We start from the raw sequence: 17,670 nt of genomic DNA on the forward strand, positions 1-17,670 counted from the left end.
ATCGAGCTATCGGTTACTGATGGTGGTGCTACTGGAAGTGTATTCTGGGTAGTTACCTCTTCTACTGCGGTGGGTAACCCTACAGCTCAGTTTAATGCAGGTTGGGGTATTCCAGATCCATTGATGGATGGTGTTTATATTTGGAGCGGTACTTGCGACTCGTTGGGTGTTAGCGATAATGCACTTGCTGGATTCTCTTACTATCCAAACCCAGCCACTGAGGTTCTATCTTTGAAATCTGCCAACACAATAGAATCTGTATCTCTGTTCAACCTATTGGGTCAGCAGGTTATCAGCACAGAGATTGGTGCTACTACATCTGACATCAACCTTTCTAGTCTTACAGCGGGAACTTACATTATGAAAGTGACTGTTGATGGACAAACCGGAACTTACAAAGTGTTGAAAAACTAGATTTTCATAATTGATATGAAAAGCCATCCACGAAAGTGGGTGGCTTTTTTTATTTGATTAACTTTGTGCGATGCAAATATATTACTCCTTTATAATTCCTGTGTTTAACCGTCCTCAAGAAGTAAGAGAGCTTTTGGAAAGTTTTATTAATTTGGATTTTGGAAATGAATTTGAAATAGTTTTAGTAGAAGATGGCTCAACCGAAACTTCAGAAAGTATTATAGTGGATTTTTCAAATAAACTTTCTATTTCATACTATTATAAGAATAATTCTGGTCCGGGAGATTCTCGAAACTATGGAATGAAGCGCGCAAAAGGAAATTATTTTATAATTCTTGATTCCGATTGCCTGTTGCCTCCACATTATTTGACTGTTGTGGACACATTTTTAAACCAAAGTTATTATCATTGTTTTGGTGGTGCAGATGCTGCCCATGAAAGTTTTACCCCTTTACAAAAGGCTATTAACTATGCAATGACTTCTTTTTTTACAACAGGAGGAATTAGAGGTAGCGTAAAAAGTGTCAATAATTTTGAGCCCCGAAGTTTCAATATGGGTATTTCAAAAGAAGCTTTTGAAAGAACAGGTGGTTATTCAAAAATCCATCCGGGAGAGGATCCTGATTTATCACAGCGTATCTTAAAGGCAGGCTATAGCACTACATTTATACCTGATGCCTTTGTTTATCACAAACGTAGAATTTCTTGGGAAAAATTTTATTTACAAGTAAAAAAATTTGGATTGGTACGTCCTATATTAAATAGTTGGCACTCTTCGGCTGCTAAAATATCCTATTGGTTTCCCACGTTTTTTGTGATATTTGTATTCTTAACGTTATTGCTTTCATTTTTTGTAACCCCCTTATTTTTAATCCCTATTTTTTTATATCTTATCCTCCTTTTTGTAGATTCTTCTTTAAAAAATAAAAGTATATATATAGGCATACTTTCAATAAAAGCCGTATTTGTTCAGTTTTTTGGTTACGGGATAGCGTTTGCTAAATCAACCTTCTTTATAAATTTTCTAAAGAAAGATCCGGAGAAACAATTTCCCTTTTTATTTTTTAAGTAAATTTATTGATGCCCAATAATAAAAACATGTCGAAAGGATTTTTAAAAAAACACAAAAATCTTAAAGTAAAGCGTTTTCTTTTCTTTTTATTGCTTGCAGCTATTTTTTGGGTATTAACCAAGTTTAGCCGAGAATTTACCGCTACTATGGTCGCTAAAATTCAATATGAAAATGTTCCTGAAAATGCCGCATTATCTGAAGGGAATTTAAAGAGCATCACTTTTGACCTTACAGCAAATGGATTTGAAATATTATTTTACAAATTTAAAAAGCCAACTATCGACCTACAGATAAATAAATATTATGATAAGGAAAAAGATCACTTTATTATCACAAAGAGTGAATTAAACCGTATGGTCTCTTCAAACTTCAATAGAAACTTGGCTATAAAAAACCTTTCTGTTGAAGAATTAAAAGTTTTTTTGGATCCAATTGTTTTGAAAAAGGTTAAAGTAATTCCGAAACATAGTTTTACCTTCAAAGATGGTTTTAAACCTATTGACAGTATTAATGTATCTCCAGATTCTGTTGTTATATCGGGTCCTTCCGGCAGTTTAAAAAATATTAGCACAATAGAAACAGAAGTAATTTCAATTGAAAACATTGAAAAAGATATTTCCACAACTGTAAAAATCATTAACAACAACAAAGAAATTGTTACTATAAAACCCAATAAAGTATCGGTGAGCCTAAAAGTCGCCGAATTTTCACAAGGAAAATTTACACTTCCTATTGAGGTAATTAATTTGCCTCCAGATTTAGATATAAAATTGGTTTCTCCCAATGTTACGGTTTCATACGATGTATCTGTGAACGATTTTTCCGAGATTTCGAAAGATAGCTTTAGGGTAATATGTGATTATTCCAAAAGAAATAAAGAGGAAAACTTTATGCTTCCCATACTGGAAAAAATGCCTCCAAATATCCAGAATGTAGTTTTTGAACCAAAAAAGATTGATTTTCTGATTTTTAAATAATTTAGCTTTTGGCTGTTCAAAATAATAAGAAATGAAAATTGTGGGTCTTACAGGTGGAATAGGGAGTGGAAAAACTACAGTAGCAAAAATGTTTTCGAAGCTTGGTGTACCCGTATATATAGCCGATGTAGAGGCTAAAAAATTGACCAATTCGTCCAAGGTCATTCATCGTAAATTGATAAAATTACTTGGTGAGGAAGCATATTCTGGAGAAAGTCTAAATCGCGCTTTTGTTGCCGAAAAAATTTTTAATGACAGAGGCTTGTTAGATTCCGTAAATAAAATAATCCATCCCAAAGTTGCGGCACATTTTAAAAAATGGGCTTCAAAACAACATACTTCATATGTAATAAAAGAAGCTGCTATACTTTTTGAAAATGGCAGTTATAAAGAATGCGATACGGTCATCCTTGTAACTGCTCCAAAACCTATAAGAATAGAGCGCATTTTGGCACGTGATAAAATTTCAAAAGCCGAAATAGAACAGCGAATGGACAATCAATGGAGCGATGAAGATAAAATACAATTAGCTGATATTGTAATAAATAATATAGACCTTGAGGCCACAAAAAAGCGAGTTGAAGAAGTACATAAAACACTACTTTTTAAAGCTTCTTAAATCCATTCTCATCTTTTGTTAACATTTGGTTAAATGGACAAGTCACTAAATGTTAAAATCTTACTTTTGAGGTATGAACAAAAAGCTATTCGTATTGCTTATAGCGCTCATGAGCCTCTCATTGTTGGGAATAGTTTTCGTTCAAGGATATTGGATATCAAATGCTTATAGTACAAAAGCAGAACAGTTTACAATCAACGCAAAGCAAGTGTTGATATCTGTTGCAAAAGAAATCCAACTAAGAGAAAACGAAGCTTACTATCAGGTTTATAGTGCGTACGTAGACAGCATTCAAATTCCAGATAATCAGAGTTTTACAGAACTGGCCTATAGGATTCAAAACAAAGCCACAAACGAAACTTATATATATACCGACGGAATTTTAGAACAGGATTATAAACTTTCTTCGGGGCTTTTTGATTCTGATGTGGATAGCGTTCAGTTCCGCAAACTCACCAGCAGAAAGACAAAAACTAAAATTTCTGAAGGATTGGATGGAATAACCATGACAGATACACGCGTGGAGTCTTTTTCTAGAATGAAAGATTATGAACGAAAGCAGTTTGAGGATTTTGTTAGTAACGTAACGGCAATGGTGCCAATTTATAAAAGGGTAAATGAAGAAGAGGTAAGGAACCTTATTGCTAAAGAGCTTAAAGAAAGAGGGTTAAAATCTAAATTTGAATTTGCTATTTACAGCAACAATCTAGAAACTAAAGTACGCTCCAAGGGTTTTAAATTTGACGACGAAAGTACCTATACAGTACCGCTTTTTGTAAATGAAAACAAAAACAACTATGAACTATATGTAAACTTTTCAGAAAAGGAAAAATTAGTTCTAAATAGTATTTTGGGGATGGCCATACTTTCGTTGGTGTTTACGGCAGTGATAATTTTGGCATATTCCAGTGCAATATCACAGATTTACAAACAAAGGCAAATTTCACAAATAAAGAGTGATTTTATAAATAACATGACCCACGAGTTCAAAACTCCCATAGCAACCATTAATCTGGCGCTGGATTCACTTAAAAATCCTAAAGTTAAGGATAATAAGGAGTTTTTAGATCGTTACTTGGGGATGATAAGGGACGAAAACAGAAGAATGAATGCCCAAGTTGAGAATGTTCTTAGAATCTCTAAACTTGAAAAGAACGAGTTAGATCTTCCTAAGGAACGCTTGGATTTAAAGGATATAGTTGAAGAAGCCATATCTCACGTAAGCCTTATTGTAGAAGATAGGGGAGGATATATTAATACCCATTACGGAGCTTTAAAATCAACTGTCTTGGCCAATGAATCACATTTAAGCAATGTAATAGTAAATATTTTGGACAATGCAATTAAATATTCTGAAGAAGAGCCCAAAATTGACATCTATTCAGAAAATGTAAAAAATAGCATTATTCTCAAAATTCGCGACCAAGGCATGGGAATGAGCAAGCCTGTCCAGAAAAAAATATTTGAAAAATTTTACCGAGAACACACAGGTGATATACACAACGTTAAAGGGCACGGTCTTGGACTGGCCTATGTAAAACGCATCTTGGACGACCACGATGCCGAAATTTACGTAGAAAGCGAAAAAGGAAAAGGCAGCACTTTTATCATAAAACTACACTTAATATCTTAAAATTATGGAAACAGAAAACAAAAAAATCCTTCTTGTTGAAGACGACCCCAACTTTGGGACTGTATTGAAAGATTACCTAGCCATGAACGATTATAACGTTACCCACGCTAAAAACGGGATGGAAGGTTTTGAGAAATTTAAAAAAGACGATTTCGATCTTTGCATACTAGATGTAATGATGCCTTACAAAGACGGCTTTACACTAGCAAAGGAGATTCGTGAGAAAAACGAAGATGTGCCGATTATATTTCTTACTGCAAAAGCCATGAAAGAGGACGTGCTTAAAGGCTATAAAGTAGGAGCAGATGATTATTTAAATAAGCCCTTTGATAGCGAAGTGCTTTTGATGAAAATCAAAGCAATTATTCAAAGAAAAGCTACTGATTCTATTGCAGACAGTAAGCAATTTGAATTTCAGGTGGGCAATTTCCACTTAAATTCCAAACTGCGTTTCTTGACCTATAACAAAGAAACCCCAATAAAACTTTCCCCAAAGGAAAATGAATTGCTGCGCCTTTTGGCACTTCATAAAAATGATTTGATGCCACGTGAACTGGCATTGACAAAAATTTGGAGAGATGACAATTATTTCACATCACGAAGTATGGACGTTTACATAGCCAAACTTCGGAAATATCTAAGTAAGGATGATGGTGTGGAAATAATCAATATTCATGGTGAAGGGTTCCGTTTGGTGGTGAAGAGCGAAGTGGACAATTAATTGTAAATATTAAGAATAAGTGTAAAAAAAACGCCTTTATAGGGCGTTTTTTTCTTTTATATAGTCTATAATTTCGTTTGGTTGGGTATCATAATCAAACCAGTTGATAGCTTCGTTTTTTTTAAACCATGTATTCTGGCGTTTTGCAAACCTTCGGGTATTTTTTTTAATTTCTGAAATGGCTTCTTCCAAAGAAATTTTACCGTCAAAATATTCAAAAAGCTCTCGATAGCCCACTGTTTGCAGAGCATTTTTGTCTCTAAAAGAGAGTAGGGATTTAGCTTCATCTAGTAGTCCGTCTGCCATCATAATATCTACCCTAAGATTTATACGATTGTAAATTAGCTCCCGTTCTGCAGTTAAGCCAATAAAAATGGTATTGAAATCTCTTTCTGGATTTTCCTTTCTAAGAAAAGATGAATACGGCCTGCCGGTAGCTCTATGAATTTCCAAAGCGCGAACCAATCGGTGTGGATTCTGAATATCAACCTTTTTAAAATATTCGGGATCTATATTTTTTAATTCCCTTTGAAGTGTTTCAATGCCTTTTTCAGCCAATTCAAAATTTAACTGGTCTCTAATTTTCGAAGGCACCTCAGGAAAATTATCCAGACCTTTTATCACGGCATCTACATACAATCCCGAACCTCCAACCATTACAACCACTGTGTTTTTTTCAAAAAGAATTTTTAATAAAGCAAGTGAATCCCTTTCAAAATCGCCAACGGAGTAATCCTCAAAAATACTTTTGTTCTGGATGAAATGATGCGGAACGGCATCCAGCTCTTCTTTTGAAGGAACTGCAGTGCCTATACTCATTTCTTTAAAAAACTGACGTGAATCTGCCGAAATTATTTCAGTATTAAAAGCTCTTGCAAGTTTTATAGCTAAAGAAGTTTTGCCAATAGCCGTAGCACCCACTACACATATTAGCAATGGTTTTTTTGAAGACATTATGTTTCTATGTGACTTTTAGGGTTTAATTCTTCCCCACATTTATGGCAATATTTTGCATCATCCCGATGTCTTTGCGCCCCACAATTTCTACAGGACTGTGTGTTTACGTGTACATAGTCATTATCTTTACTCCTTGTGTATTCAGCGCTTACAATTCCTGTGGGAACGGCAATAATTCCATATCCCAAAATCATAATGACCGTTGCCAGCAATTGGCCTAAAGGAGTTACAGGGGCAATATCCCCAAAACCCACCGTAGTAAGAGTTACGATACACCAATACACACTTGTGGGAATGCTTTTAAAACCGTTTTCGGGTCCTTCTATGATGTACATCAGTGTACCCGCAATTACTGCAATTACAAGCACTGCAAATAGAAACACCAGAATCTTTGCCCTACTGCTTATTAATGCCCTGCGCAATTTTGTTGCTTCGCCAACATAACGGGCTAATTTCAAAATTCTGAAAACCCTTAACAGTCTTAACGCCCGTACGGACAATAAAAAGCTACTGCCCGCAAAAAGAAAGGATATATAAAGAGGAATGGTTGATAAAAAGTCGATGATCCCGTAAAAACTGAAAATGTAAGCTTTCGGTTTTTTTACTGTTATAATGCGTGCAATGTATTCAAAAGTGAAAAATATAGTGATGATCCACTCTCCAATGTAAAGTATCTCGTGGTATTTAGTGTCAATACCCTGCACACTTTCAAGCATAACCAGCACGATGCTCAGTAAAATAAGTATAAGTAGTATTACATCAAAGAGCTTACCCATGGGTGTATCGGCCTCATAAATGATTTCGTGAAGTCGGTAACGCCAGGATCTTTTATTGGTTGGTTTCAATATGAAATTTTTGAAGGACTAAAATAAGCAACTTTAGGTTAATTAACTGTATTAGGTTAAAGGTTTACGATTTTAAGTACTTTATTCCTACGTAAATAATTTTGGATAATGTGTTGCACATCGCGACTGCCTTGAGTAGGATTGATAATAGATTTTAAAATTTCAGGATTGTTTATTTGAAAATTTAAATTGTAAAAACCGTAGCCTTTATAGATTCCGTTTTCAATTAAGATAACTGAGCGTTCTTCAATTTCTCTTCCGCGGTCTATAATAATCATATTTTGATTTTCATAACTATTTTTTTCCAAAAAGGCTTGCACTCGATTATTGTACTCCTTCACAGGTTCCTTTCTTATGCACGCCCCGTAACATTCTTTTATGGAATGATTGAAACATTGTTTTTTTGTATCGTATAGCCCTGTAAGCTTTTGGCACAGTTGGTTTTCTTCAGTTATTTTAAAAAGTGTAGATTTTGCCTGTTGATAATTGCTAAAGGTGGTAATCGCTTTTTTCCTGCCGTCAGCATTTTCAATTTTTAGGTTTATATACCCATTTTCGTCCTCAAAAGAGGTAAGCTGATGTGTGAAGAGAGGTCGCCGGAGTGAGCGATTAAATAAAGGTTTGTTTTGTTTTATTTCTTCAAACTCTTTCAGTAGCGCTATCAGTTCATTTCCCGTTTTTTCAAAAGTAACGGATTTTACTTCTAGTTGAATTTTTTTAGATTTTCGATTATCATTTGTAAAATGCTGCGTCAATCTTTTTTTTATATTTTTGCTTTTCCCTATATAAATTATTTTTCCTGCCTCGTTGTGCATATAATACACTCCCGTTTCCGCAGGAATATTTTCTATAATATCCAGCAGTTTTGGCGCCAATTGTTGTTTTGGCTCCTTACGAAGAGTTTCCGTTATTATTTCTTTTGAAGTGTCTTTAGCCAGCAACATCTTAAAAAGTGCTACGGTAGCTTTTGCATCACCTTGCGCACGGTGGCGGTCACTAAGTGGAATTCCCAAAGAGCGCACCAATTTTCCCAGACTGTACGATGGCATATCTGGGATTAATTTTTTTGCTAGCTCAACAGTGCAAAGGGTTTCTCTTTCAAATTTATAACCCAAACGCTCAAATTCAGTAGTAAGGATTCTATTGTCGAAAAGTGCATTGTGGGCAACCATAATGCAACCATCGGTAATCTCGATGATTCGCTTTGCAATCTCATAAAATTTTGGAGCCTGCCGAAGCATTTCATTGTTTATCCCCGTAAGGTTAATTACAAAGGGTTGAATAGGTTTTTCAGGATTCACCAAACTTGAAAATTGATCTACAATTGTGTGACCGTCAAATTTGTAAATTGCAATTTCGGTAATCCCTTCCTCATTGTATTTTCCACCCGTCGTCTCTATGTCTAAAATTGCGTACATCCGTTTATTGACTATTCTCTATTTTTATTTTTTATTGTAAAGACTGCTTACCGCTACAGAAAACTGTTTACTCGTAATTCCGTTCCCCAAAAATCGCGCTGCCAACGCGCACCATATTGCTGCCGTGTTCGATTGCGATTTTGTAATCGCCGCTCATTCCCATACTGAGAATTTTAAATCTTGGATCTTGAATTTTGAATTTTTCAAAAACATCCTTCAATTTCTGAAATTCTTCTGAAATCTGCCTTTCATCATCGGTAAAGGTTGCCATTCCCATAAGACCAACAATCTTAATATTCTGAAGTTTTTTAAATGCCTCGGAAGCGAGGAGGGAAGCGGCATCAGCTTCATCCATTCCAAATTTACTTTCCTCTTCGGCAATTTTTATTTGAAGCAAGCAATTGATGGTCCGGTTATTCTTGAGGGCTTCTTTGTTGATTTCCTTTAAAAGCTTCAGACTGTCCACAGCATGTATCAAACTCACGAAAGGAGCCATATATTTTACCTTGTTGCGCTGCACGTGGCCAATCATGTGCCACTCCACGTCCTCTGGCATTTTCTGCCATTTGGCTTCCATTTCCTGAATTTTATTTTCGCCAAAAACACGCTGACCTGCGTGGTAAGCCTCCATCAAATCGCTCACGGGTTTGGTTTTTGAAACCGCTACCAGTGTAACATCCTTCGGTAATGCTTTTTTGAAATTTTTTAAATTTTCTGAAATCGTCATAATCACTTCTCTTATTCCTTTCTCTTTTCTCTTTTCTCTTTTTTCTTTTTTCAGAATTCGTAAACCGTTACGCCACTTCTCAGTTTCGGTTCAATATAGGTGCTTTTGGGAGGCATCTTCAACCCTTCGTCGGCTATCTGCTTTAGTTCGTCCGAGGTAACGGCGACCAGCCCAAAACCCACAGCAAACGTCCCCGAATCAACCACGGTTTTTACGTATGCCAAATCCTTTTTTCCGTGGGAATATTCTATGCGCTGGTCGTTCCGTAAATCCTCGATGCCGAGCAGGGGTTTTAAGACCGTAACGTATAAAATATGGGTGTCCAACGCATCGAGCGCATTTTTTATTTCATATTTTGTCTTGCGAAGGTACAAGGAATAAAACTCGCCATCAAGGTACATGCTGAAATGGTGCAGTTTCGAAGGCTTGTAATATTCCATCCCGCGGTTTTCTATTCTGAAATGTTCGTCGAGCTTTATTAAAAACTCTTCCTTTGTCATCCCGTTCAGATCCTTCACCAAGCGGTTGAACTCATATATTTTTAAATCGCTTTCCGGAATGAGGTAGCTCATAAAATAGTTATAAGGTTCATCGCCGGTGTGGTTGGGATTTTCTTCCTTCAAATCTTTCGCCAATAGGTACGAAGAAGCAGAGCGGTGGTGGCCATCGGCAATATACAGCGCCGGCATTTCACTATAAATCTGCTGGATTTTTTTCAGCAAAACTTCGTCATCTACATTCCACAAATAGTGCGTGTCGCGATAGGTGGTGGTAAATTCATACTCGGCGCGGCTTTGCATTACCTCTTCAATTATGGCTTCCAATTCGTCATTATCCGGATAGGTAAGGAGCACCGCTTCTGCGTTGAAGCCCACGGTTTTTAGGTATTCCTTAAAAATAACCTCTCGAAATTCCAGCGTATCCTCGTGTTTTTTGATGACATCTTCGGCGTAATCCTGAACGCTCGCCGCGGCCACAATGCCGTTGAACTCAAGCCTGTCGCGGTTTACGATTTTATAAATGTAGAATGACGGTTTTTCGTCCTGAATAAAAATTTCATCTTCCTTAAATTCCTGGTAGCGGTTGCGCACCAGGCCGTAGCGCTCTTCGCCCGAAATTTCCTTTTGGTACTTATACCCCGGGTTCACGATATGCAGAAAAGAAAACGGGTTGTCCCGCAATCGCGACTCTACCTGCATGGCCGTATAACTGTCATAGGAGCGCGCCGCGAGCAGGCTCACTTTGTCTCGTGTAGGACGGACGGCTTTAAAGGGGATAATTTTGGCCAATGTTTTGGTTTATGAGTTTAACAGTTTAAGTGTTTGAAAGTCGATGAGTCGATGAGTTTAAAAGTTCAAAAGTTTAGGGGTTTTCTTTGTGGACTTTGTGCAAATCTTTGTGCGCTCCGTGGTTAAAATTTATTTCGAAAATTGCGAGGAAACATCCTCCGCCTTTCTGTTTTGGCTGTAATCATAAAAACCTTCGCCGCTTTTGGCTCCTAGTTTTCCTGCCATGACCATATTTACCAATAATGGGCAAGGCGCGTATTTTGGATTTTTAAAGCCTTCGTACATCACCTTCAAAATAGAAAGACAAACGTCCAAACCAATAAAATCTGCCAATGCCAAGGGGCCCATCGGGTGGGCCATCCCAAGTTTCATTACGGTATCTATTTCCTTTACTCCAGCCACGCCGTTGTAGAGCGTTTCAATGGCTTCGTTTATCATCGGCATCAAAATGCGGTTGGCCACGAAACCTGGGTAATCATTTACTTCTACGGGGACTTTGTTTAGCTTTTTTGAAAGTTCTTCCACCGTTTTGAAAGTTTCCTCGCTCGTGCTGTAACCTTTTATTATTTCAACCAGTTTCATAATCGGCACCGGATTCATAAAGTGCATCCCGATAACCATTCCGGGACGCGAGGTTACCGAGGCAATCTGCGTAATTGAAATGGAAGAAGTATTGCTCGCAAGTATCGTATCTTCCGGACAAAATTTATCCAAATCGCGGAAGATTTTCAGTTTCAAATCCACATTTTCAGTGGCTGCTTCCACAACAAGTCCCGCATATTCCACGCCTTCCTCAAGGCTGGTATAGGTGGTTATATTTTTCAGCGTTCGTTGCTTGTCTTCTTCAGAAATGGTTTCTTTAGCGACCATTCTGTCCAAATTTTTGGTTATGGTAGCAATACCTTTGTCTAGCGACGTTTGGTGAATATCGATCAACTGTACTTTATAATCAAATTGCGCGAAGGTGTGGGCTATTCCGTTGCCCATTGTGCCTGCGCCTATTACTGCTATGTTTTTCATAATAATGCCCGCGTAGGCGGGTATCTTTTGAGGTTAAACTTAATTTTACTATTGATGCTATTGATGCTATTGCCGCTATTGATACTTTGGTCGGTATTGTTTTTTGCTTCCGTCATCCGTCATCCAGCATCAGTCATTTTTTATATTTTCTTAAAATTTTCAATTATCAACATGGCAACCCGAAGCGCCTCAGTACCCTGTTTAAGTGAAACCTCCGGTGTTCTATCGGCTTTTATGGCTTCGTAAAAACTTTCCAGCTCGTCCAGGATTGCGTTGTTTGCCTCAATTTTTGGGTTTTCGAAATAGATTTGTTTTTTTATTCCTTCCGCATTGGTCAACACCATCGCAAAATCGTCTATTTTCTTTGGGGCGTCCTTCATTTTTACCACTTCGCATTTCTTCTCCAGAAAATCTACCGAAATATAGGCGTCGCGCTGAAAGAAACGGGCCTTACGCATTTTTTTAAGCGAAATGCGGCTTGCGGTCAAATTTGCCACGCAACCATTTTCAAACTCAATGCGGGCATTTGCAATATCGGGCGTTTCGCTGATAACCGAAACGCCACTGGAGCTTACCGACTTCACCGAACTTTTTACAACGCTCAAGATAGCATCGATGTCGTGTATCATCAAATCCAATACCACCGAAACATCGGTCCCGCGAGGGTTGAACTCCGCCAAACGGTGGGTTTCAATAAACATCGGGTTGTGGATTTTATCCTTAATGGCTTGAAAGGCAGGGTTAAAACGTTCCACTTGCCCTACTTGTCCGCGTACTTTCATCTCTTTCGCCAAATCACGAATCTGCTCAGCCTGTGCGACTGTTTCTGTAATGGGTTTCTCAATAAAAAGATGTTTTCCGGCCCGTATTACCTTTTCGGCACATTCAAAATGTGTGCTTGTCGGGGTCACCACAACCACCATATCGCAAGCATCTATAAGGCTTTCCATCGAGGGAAAGCTTTTGTAGCCGAATTCAGTTTCTATTTGTTTCGAGGCTTCCTTGCTGGCATCGAAGAATCCCACAAGGTCATATTTTGTGGATTGTTGCAGCAATTTCAAGTGTATTTTTCCCAGGTGACCCGCACCCAGAACTCCCGCTTTTAGCATTGGCGTGTGTTTTTCACAAATGTACGGGTTTCGGGGGAAAGTTGAAAAGTTGAGGGGTTTAAAAGTTGAGGAGTTGATGGGTTTATAAGTTTAGGAGTTTATGAGTTTAAAAGTTCGAGTTTGACCCCAGAGCGTTAAAGGGAGTGTTTTGGCTTTCTTTGTGGTGGTTGACGTCAGAATTTTTGTTTTTGGGAAACAAGCCATTTCTCATAATTATATGATTAACTCCCTTTAAGGCTGGGGTATTGGCTTTGCTATTTGCTTTCTGAAATATATTTGGAAATTGGTACTTGAAATTTGGTGCTTAATAGGCTAATTTGGTTACTTTGTAAAGTCTAATATCTCACGTCCAAAATCTCAAATCCAATAGCAGTGAAAGATACATTTACCCACCAAGGAATGCGTAAAAAACTGGTTGAAACCCTTAAAAGAAAAGGGATAGCCGACAAAAATGTTTTACAGGCCATCGGCAAGATTCCACGGCATCTTTTTATGGACTCGGGCTTTGTGGACCACGCGTATGTTGACAAGGCTTTCCCGATTGCGGCAGACCAGACCATTTCGCAGCCATATACCGTGGCTCGCCAAACGGAACTCTTGCTAGTGAAGAAGGGCGACAAAATTTTGGAAATCGGAACTGGGAGCGGCTATCAAGCTGCAGTACTTTTGGAAATGGGAGCGATTCTATACACCATTGAAAGACAAAACGAACTTTTCAAGAAAACGAAACTCTTTCTTCCAAAACTTGGCTACAAACCCAAACGCATGATTTTTGGCGATGGTTATATCGGGCTGGAAGAGGAAGCTCCTTTTGACGGAATTATTGTAACTGCGGGAGCGCCTTATGTTCCAAATCCGTTGTTGGCACAGTTGAAAATTGGCGGAAGATTGGTAATTCCGGTTGGGGAAAATGTACAGATTATGACCGTATTTTTGCGTAAATCCGACACCGAATTTCAGAAAGAAGAGTACGGAGAATTTCGATTTGTACCACTTTTGGAAGACAAAAACTAACGGTTTAGGTAATATATTATATTATCTTGGTTATCAGCATCTTTTTTATCTTCTCTTGGAATAAATCCATGTAGTTTCAGCAGCTTTTTTGAAGGAATATTCCTATAATCCGTATAGGCTTCGATAGTTTCAAAACCTCTTTGATTGAAGCCGTAATCCAAAACAGCTTTTAGTGCTTCGCCCATAATTCCCTTGCCTTGATATTCGGGGTCGAGGTCGTAACCCACCTCTGCGGTTTTTTTGTCTTCTGAAAAATTCCAAAGGCAAATGGAGCCAATCAAAACGTTTGATCCTTTGGTCGTAATTCCCCAGGCAATCGCTTTGTCGGATTTTAAATTGCCGTCCAGCAGTTGGATATGCGCAATTGCCGTTTCCCGCGTCTGCGGTGGCCGCTTTATGTATTTGTTGATATCTGTGTTTGAGCGTAAAAAATAGACCCTGTCCAGGTCTGCGGGAACTATTTTCCGAAGGTTTAAGCGTTCTGTTATTATGATTGGAAAAGGTATTGCCATGGTTTTATGTTTTGCGCTCTCCGCGTCTTTGCGGTAAAATTAACACTGCAGAGCCGTAAAGGGCACGAAGATTTAGTTTTTCCTTAAAAATTTAATCAATTCCTCAAAAGATTCCTGCGCGGCTTCTTCATCGTACTTTAGGAGATAATGCTTTTTGCTGATGAAGGGAATGTAGCGGTAATATTTTCCCTTTTTCAGGCTTTCCACATCATAGCCGTGATACGCATCATCATAAACTTGAATGGTCACATTTTCGGCAACCATATGCTTCAAAATATCGTCAACTTTAACGATTTTATCCTTTCCGCCAGTCATTACCAGTACTGGAACTTTTGGTTTAAGTTGAATTTCATAACCATTTGCAGGATAAAACATTGCAATTGATTTTATATTGAGTTTTTTCAATTCATCTTCATCATTTGCAAGCGGAATTAAACCGAGGCCAGCCCGCGACCAGCCCACGATGCTTCCCTCTGAACTTGGGGCGATATCTCCATTCTGTTTTGCCCACTTTAGAGCCTCTTCCAGCGTCCAGAGAATTTGCGCGGGTTCTTCTTCGTCAACGTCTCTTTTGGAAGCTTTATAGGCAGCAACATTATCGACCAATAGAACCGAAATGCCTTCCGCGTTTAGCTTTTCAGCTACCTTGTAATAATGGGTTGTGTCCTTAAAAATCCGCAGGCCGCCAGTCCCCGGTAGAAATACCACCCATTTGGAAGCGTCGTAATCCTTCGCTTTCTGAAAGTGGAAAAAGTCCGTCATTACTGCATCTTTCGGCACTTTTTGCATCGGAATACAACTAGTGAAAAGTGAAAAGATAACTAGTAGTTTTAAAATATTTTTCATAGTTTTTTCTATTAAAGCCCCAAAAGATCCAGAAATTTCAGCCCAAAAATAAAGGCGCCGTCGCTGCCGCCGTTGTAATAGGAGCGCACATAATCCACTCGCAACAGCCTGAATTTTCCAAAACCGAGGTTGTCAATACCTACGGAAATTTCGGAATAAGGTTTCCGTTCTTCGGTGCTCAAAAAGTGCGCGCCAGCTACTAAATTGAGATTCAATTGATTGATTCCCGGAATTTTCCCCAAAATCCATCCACGGAAATCGTGCTCCACATGGCCTTCAAAATAACTTTTGTTGGTGCTGAAATCGTAATAGGGCATCAGGTTAAAAACATTTGTATAATTAGGCGAAGTGCCCACCCGTGTTTGGTTTCCGTTGAAATGTTTGTAATCCACAAAGGAAATCCCGTCGCCATTGGCAAAGGTTCCCCCTTTTAAATTGTAATAAAACTGTCCCTTGTTTCCCAACGTAATGGATTGGTTCAAACTGGCTTCAAATTGGGTATAATCGTACCGGGTCTCCGTAATTGCGGCCCCATTTTCCACGGAAATATTTAACTCCGGATATTTGTTGTCGCCAATGTTGAATTTCATATCAGGGTTTGAAAAATACTTTTGGGCGAAGTTGATGCGCGCCCGAACCTTACTTTTTACGATGTTGTGTTCCGCAATTGCGGCATTGTTAAAATCATTTGGCATCAAAGGATTGTTGCTGGTATAGCTCACATCGTCAAATGGAATGGTAACGTATTCGGTATTGTTGAAAAGCGGCTTTCTATTTTCATAAGCCACGGCGGAGTACAGGTGCAGTCCGTTAAAAATTTCCTGACTGTAAGCGATTCGCCCGAAATTAAGCTCGTACAGCTTCATATAGTTTCTTTCAAAGAAAAGTGTGGCAAACGTATTTATCAATGGCGAAATGGGCTCCGTATCATTAAACTGGGCCACTGTGCTTCCGCCCGAAAGGGAGAAGCGCAATTTGTCCGTCCAATTAAAATTCCGAAGAATATTCGCCGTAAACCGAAGCCTGTCTTCTGCAATCCCGTAATCTGCCCGAACGGCCGCCGAAAGGGTGTTGGTCTGGTTGTCGTCGTACCATTTGTTGAATGTCAATCCAGCCTTGCTGTTCCAGCCCTGCACGGTGTTGAAGTTTATACTTCGCAACGGCCCTTCATAACCGACCGACCATTTTTCAAAGGAGTTTTTATAAGTATAACCGGTCAACGGACTCAAAAAACCAGGCTTGTTAGACTTTGCGTCCAGCGAATCCAAATAGGGCTTTGAGCGCCTTAAAACCTGTATGCTGTCTTTTTTGATGTAATCTCTCAACTCCTCATCGGTCAACGGCACGGGGCGGCTGCCTCGCCAAAACAGACTGTCCTTTTTGTTGGCCTCGGGTTTAAAGGAAAGCACTTCGTTGGTAAAGGATTTTTTGGTGAATTGGGGCTTAAAGTCATAATTGCTATAAACGGCTATAAACCGACCGTCGCCTTCCATTCCCAAAAAGCCAAAACCGAAATCGACGGACTGTGAAATTTTCACCCAAAAATCATAATCGCTATCGTATTTATAGTTCTGTTTCACCATTAAATTGCTCACAAAAGGCACTTGTATCGCCGCTCCCGTGGTAGAAAGTTCAACTCCGTAAAGCTGCCAGTCGTCTTCCACAATATATACATAACCCTGCCAAACCCTGTCATTGGGGCGTTTGGGGATTGCCTTTATTTTGTTGATGAGTTTTGGGCCTTCGTAAAAAACGCCATCCAATTTATAGTTGTAATAATTCAACGCATTATTTGCAATGGGCGAAACCAGTGCCGCGTTCAATTCAATCGTATTTTCGTAAAAGGAGATGTTGGCGCTCTGTGCGCTGTTAAAGCTGAAACCGTTATCGTTGCCGCTCACTTTGCTGGCGATAATCTTTTCGGTGAATTTATCCGGTTTTTGGTACGCTATTTCTGAAATGGTTTCCGAAAGGTAAATGATGCCCGTGCGGGTAGAATCCAACATTCCGTCAAAATCGCCGACTTCCTGGCCCATGATTTTTTCGGGCACGTTTTTTACTTTCCACAGTCCGCGCGAATAAAAATCGGCTGTGTATTCGCTCAACTTCTCCAGATTTTCCTTCCGTTGGGCAATGGTTTTTCGGATAATGCGGTACGCTGGGTCTTCGGAAGTGTTGACCACCACTTCATCAAGGCTGGTGGTTTCTTCTTCCAGGGAAATATTCAGGATAAAAGGAAAAGTACTGGGAGCAATCGTTTTGGTTAAGGTTTTATAGCCCAAGAACTGAAAAATAACCTTGTATTCGCCCGGTCGGGAAACGTTGAGCGAGTAGTTGCCGTCGTCATTTGTGGTGGTGCCTATATAGCTATTTTGAAGGTAAATATTTACGTAGGGCAGGGGCTCGCCTTTGGTATCGGTTACTTTTCCAACAATTTGGGCCTGGAGTAGATAAGTGGAAAAAAGTAAGAGGGCAAAAAGTAATTTTTTCATAAAGG

At 38.9% G+C, this 17,670-nt stretch carries 17 protein-coding genes; 7 read left to right on the forward strand and 10 right to left on the reverse strand.

The window, feature by feature from the left end:
* The 6 genes from LS48_RS05255 to LS48_RS05280 all read left to right on the forward strand — a co-directional run.
* Positions 1 to 414, forward strand: a 414-nt coding sequence (locus LS48_RS05255; protein ID WP_131807696.1) for a T9SS type A sorting domain-containing protein, incomplete at its 5' end; no start/stop codon positions are given.
* A 70-nt stretch (positions 415 to 484) separates the two neighbouring features.
* Positions 485 to 1,486: a glycosyltransferase family 2 protein gene (locus LS48_RS05260; RefSeq protein ID WP_062620715.1), complete on the forward strand. Its 1,002-nt coding sequence runs from the start codon at positions 485 to 487 to the stop codon at positions 1,484 to 1,486.
* 26 nt (positions 1,487 to 1,512) lie between these two features.
* Positions 1,513 to 2,463 (forward strand): CdaR family protein, encoded by a 951-nt coding sequence (locus LS48_RS05265; RefSeq protein WP_157881714.1) that lies wholly within the window; start codon positions 1,513 to 1,515, stop codon positions 2,461 to 2,463.
* A 31-nt stretch (positions 2,464 to 2,494) separates the two neighbouring features.
* Complete coding sequence (gene coaE / locus LS48_RS05270) at positions 2,495 to 3,082, forward strand: dephospho-CoA kinase (RefSeq protein ID WP_062620719.1); 588 nt, start codon at positions 2,495 to 2,497, stop codon at positions 3,080 to 3,082.
* 73 nt (positions 3,083 to 3,155) lie between these two features.
* Positions 3,156 to 4,715 (forward strand): sensor histidine kinase, encoded by a 1,560-nt coding sequence (locus tag LS48_RS05275; RefSeq protein WP_062620722.1) that lies wholly within the window; start codon positions 3,156 to 3,158, stop codon positions 4,713 to 4,715.
* Between the two features lie 4 nt (positions 4,716 to 4,719).
* Complete coding sequence (locus tag LS48_RS05280) at positions 4,720 to 5,436, forward strand: response regulator transcription factor (protein WP_062620724.1); 717 nt, start codon at positions 4,720 to 4,722, stop codon at positions 5,434 to 5,436.
* A gap of 36 nt (positions 5,437 to 5,472) precedes the next feature.
* Here the strand turns inward: LS48_RS05280 and miaA are convergent, their stop codons facing one another.
* From miaA to LS48_RS05315, 7 genes are all read right to left on the reverse strand, one after another.
* Complete coding sequence (gene miaA / locus LS48_RS05285) at positions 5,473 to 6,390, reverse strand: tRNA (adenosine(37)-N6)-dimethylallyltransferase MiaA (RefSeq protein WP_062620726.1); 918 nt, start codon at positions 6,388 to 6,390, stop codon at positions 5,473 to 5,475.
* Positions 6,390 to 7,238, reverse strand: coding sequence for an ion transporter (locus tag LS48_RS05290; RefSeq protein WP_062620728.1), 849 nt, complete (start codon positions 7,236 to 7,238; stop codon positions 6,390 to 6,392). Before LS48_RS05290 ends, miaA begins: the two co-directional genes overlap by 1 nt.
* Before the next feature lie 56 nt (positions 7,239 to 7,294).
* On the reverse strand, positions 7,295 to 8,671 hold the full coding sequence (locus LS48_RS05295; RefSeq protein WP_317038836.1) for an exonuclease domain-containing protein: 1,377 nt from the start codon (positions 8,669 to 8,671) through the stop codon (positions 7,295 to 7,297).
* Between the two features lie 52 nt (positions 8,672 to 8,723).
* Entirely contained in the window at positions 8,724 to 9,383 is a 660-nt protein-coding gene (locus LS48_RS05300; protein ID WP_062620730.1) for a YggS family pyridoxal phosphate-dependent enzyme, read from the reverse strand.
* A 50-nt stretch (positions 9,384 to 9,433) separates the two neighbouring features.
* Positions 9,434 to 10,672, reverse strand: coding sequence for a DUF1015 domain-containing protein (locus tag LS48_RS05305; protein WP_062620731.1), 1,239 nt, complete (start codon positions 10,670 to 10,672; stop codon positions 9,434 to 9,436).
* 129 nt (positions 10,673 to 10,801) lie between these two features.
* Positions 10,802 to 11,692 carry a 3-hydroxybutyryl-CoA dehydrogenase gene (locus tag LS48_RS05310; RefSeq protein WP_062620732.1) on the reverse strand — a complete coding sequence of 297 codons (891 nt, stop codon included), beginning with the start codon at positions 11,690 to 11,692 and terminating at the stop codon, positions 10,802 to 10,804.
* Positions 11,693 to 11,832: 140 nt separating this feature from the next.
* Positions 11,833 to 12,801, reverse strand: coding sequence for a Gfo/Idh/MocA family protein (locus LS48_RS05315; RefSeq protein WP_062620733.1), 969 nt, complete (start codon positions 12,799 to 12,801; stop codon positions 11,833 to 11,835).
* 372 nt (positions 12,802 to 13,173) lie between these two features.
* On the opposite strand from LS48_RS05315, the gene LS48_RS05320 reads away from it, so the two are divergent.
* Complete coding sequence (locus tag LS48_RS05320; protein WP_062620736.1) at positions 13,174 to 13,815, forward strand: protein-L-isoaspartate(D-aspartate) O-methyltransferase; 642 nt, start codon at positions 13,174 to 13,176, stop codon at positions 13,813 to 13,815.
* On the opposite strand, the gene LS48_RS05325 is transcribed toward LS48_RS05320, so the two are convergent.
* From LS48_RS05325 to LS48_RS05335, 3 genes are all read right to left on the reverse strand, one after another.
* The gene (locus tag LS48_RS05325; RefSeq protein ID WP_062620738.1) at positions 13,812 to 14,327 is read right to left on the reverse strand and encodes a GNAT family N-acetyltransferase; all 516 of its coding nucleotides are present in this window, start codon (positions 14,325 to 14,327) and stop codon (positions 13,812 to 13,814) included. The two genes, LS48_RS05320 and LS48_RS05325, sit on opposite strands and share 4 nt — an antisense overlap.
* A 72-nt stretch (positions 14,328 to 14,399) precedes the next feature.
* Positions 14,400 to 15,173 carry a dienelactone hydrolase family protein gene (locus LS48_RS05330; RefSeq protein ID WP_078056375.1) on the reverse strand — a complete coding sequence of 258 codons (774 nt, stop codon included), beginning with the start codon at positions 15,171 to 15,173 and terminating at the stop codon, positions 14,400 to 14,402.
* Between the two features lie 11 nt (positions 15,174 to 15,184).
* Positions 15,185 to 17,665 carry a DUF5686 and carboxypeptidase regulatory-like domain-containing protein gene (locus LS48_RS05335; RefSeq protein WP_062620741.1) on the reverse strand — a complete coding sequence of 827 codons (2,481 nt, stop codon included), beginning with the start codon at positions 17,663 to 17,665 and terminating at the stop codon, positions 15,185 to 15,187.
* Positions 17,666 to 17,670 lie beyond the last annotated feature (5 nt).

Source organism: Aequorivita aquimaris, assembly GCF_001573155.1.
In the GTDB taxonomy this organism is placed as follows: Bacteria; Bacteroidota; Bacteroidia; order Flavobacteriales; family Flavobacteriaceae; genus Aequorivita; species Aequorivita aquimaris.

Coding starts and splice junctions, on each gene's coding strand:
- LS48_RS05260 (WP_062620715.1), top strand. CDS start 485: ATGCAAATATATTACTCCTTTATAATTCCTGTGTTTAACCGTCCTCAA.
- LS48_RS05265 (WP_157881714.1), top strand. CDS start 1,513: ATGTCGAAAGGATTTTTAAAAAAACACAAAAATCTTAAAGTAAAGCGT.
- coaE (WP_062620719.1), top strand. CDS start 2,495: ATGAAAATTGTGGGTCTTACAGGTGGAATAGGGAGTGGAAAAACTACA.
- LS48_RS05275 (WP_062620722.1), top strand. CDS start 3,156: ATGAACAAAAAGCTATTCGTATTGCTTATAGCGCTCATGAGCCTCTCA.
- LS48_RS05280 (WP_062620724.1), top strand. CDS start 4,720: ATGGAAACAGAAAACAAAAAAATCCTTCTTGTTGAAGACGACCCCAAC.
- miaA (WP_062620726.1), bottom strand. CDS start 6,390: ATGTCTTCAAAAAAACCATTGCTAATATGTGTAGTGGGTGCTACGGCT.
- LS48_RS05300 (WP_062620730.1), bottom strand. CDS start 9,383: ATGACGATTTCAGAAAATTTAAAAAATTTCAAAAAAGCATTACCGAAG.
- LS48_RS05310 (WP_062620732.1), bottom strand. CDS start 11,692: ATGAAAAACATAGCAGTAATAGGCGCAGGCACAATGGGCAACGGAATA.
- LS48_RS05315 (WP_062620733.1), bottom strand. CDS start 12,801: ATGCTAAAAGCGGGAGTTCTGGGTGCGGGTCACCTGGGAAAAATACAC.
- LS48_RS05325 (WP_062620738.1), bottom strand. CDS start 14,327: ATGGCAATACCTTTTCCAATCATAATAACAGAACGCTTAAACCTTCGG.
- LS48_RS05330 (WP_078056375.1), bottom strand. CDS start 15,173: ATGAAAAATATTTTAAAACTACTAGTTATCTTTTCACTTTTCACTAGT.
- LS48_RS05335 (WP_062620741.1), bottom strand. CDS start 17,665: ATGAAAAAATTACTTTTTGCCCTCTTACTTTTTTCCACTTATCTACTC.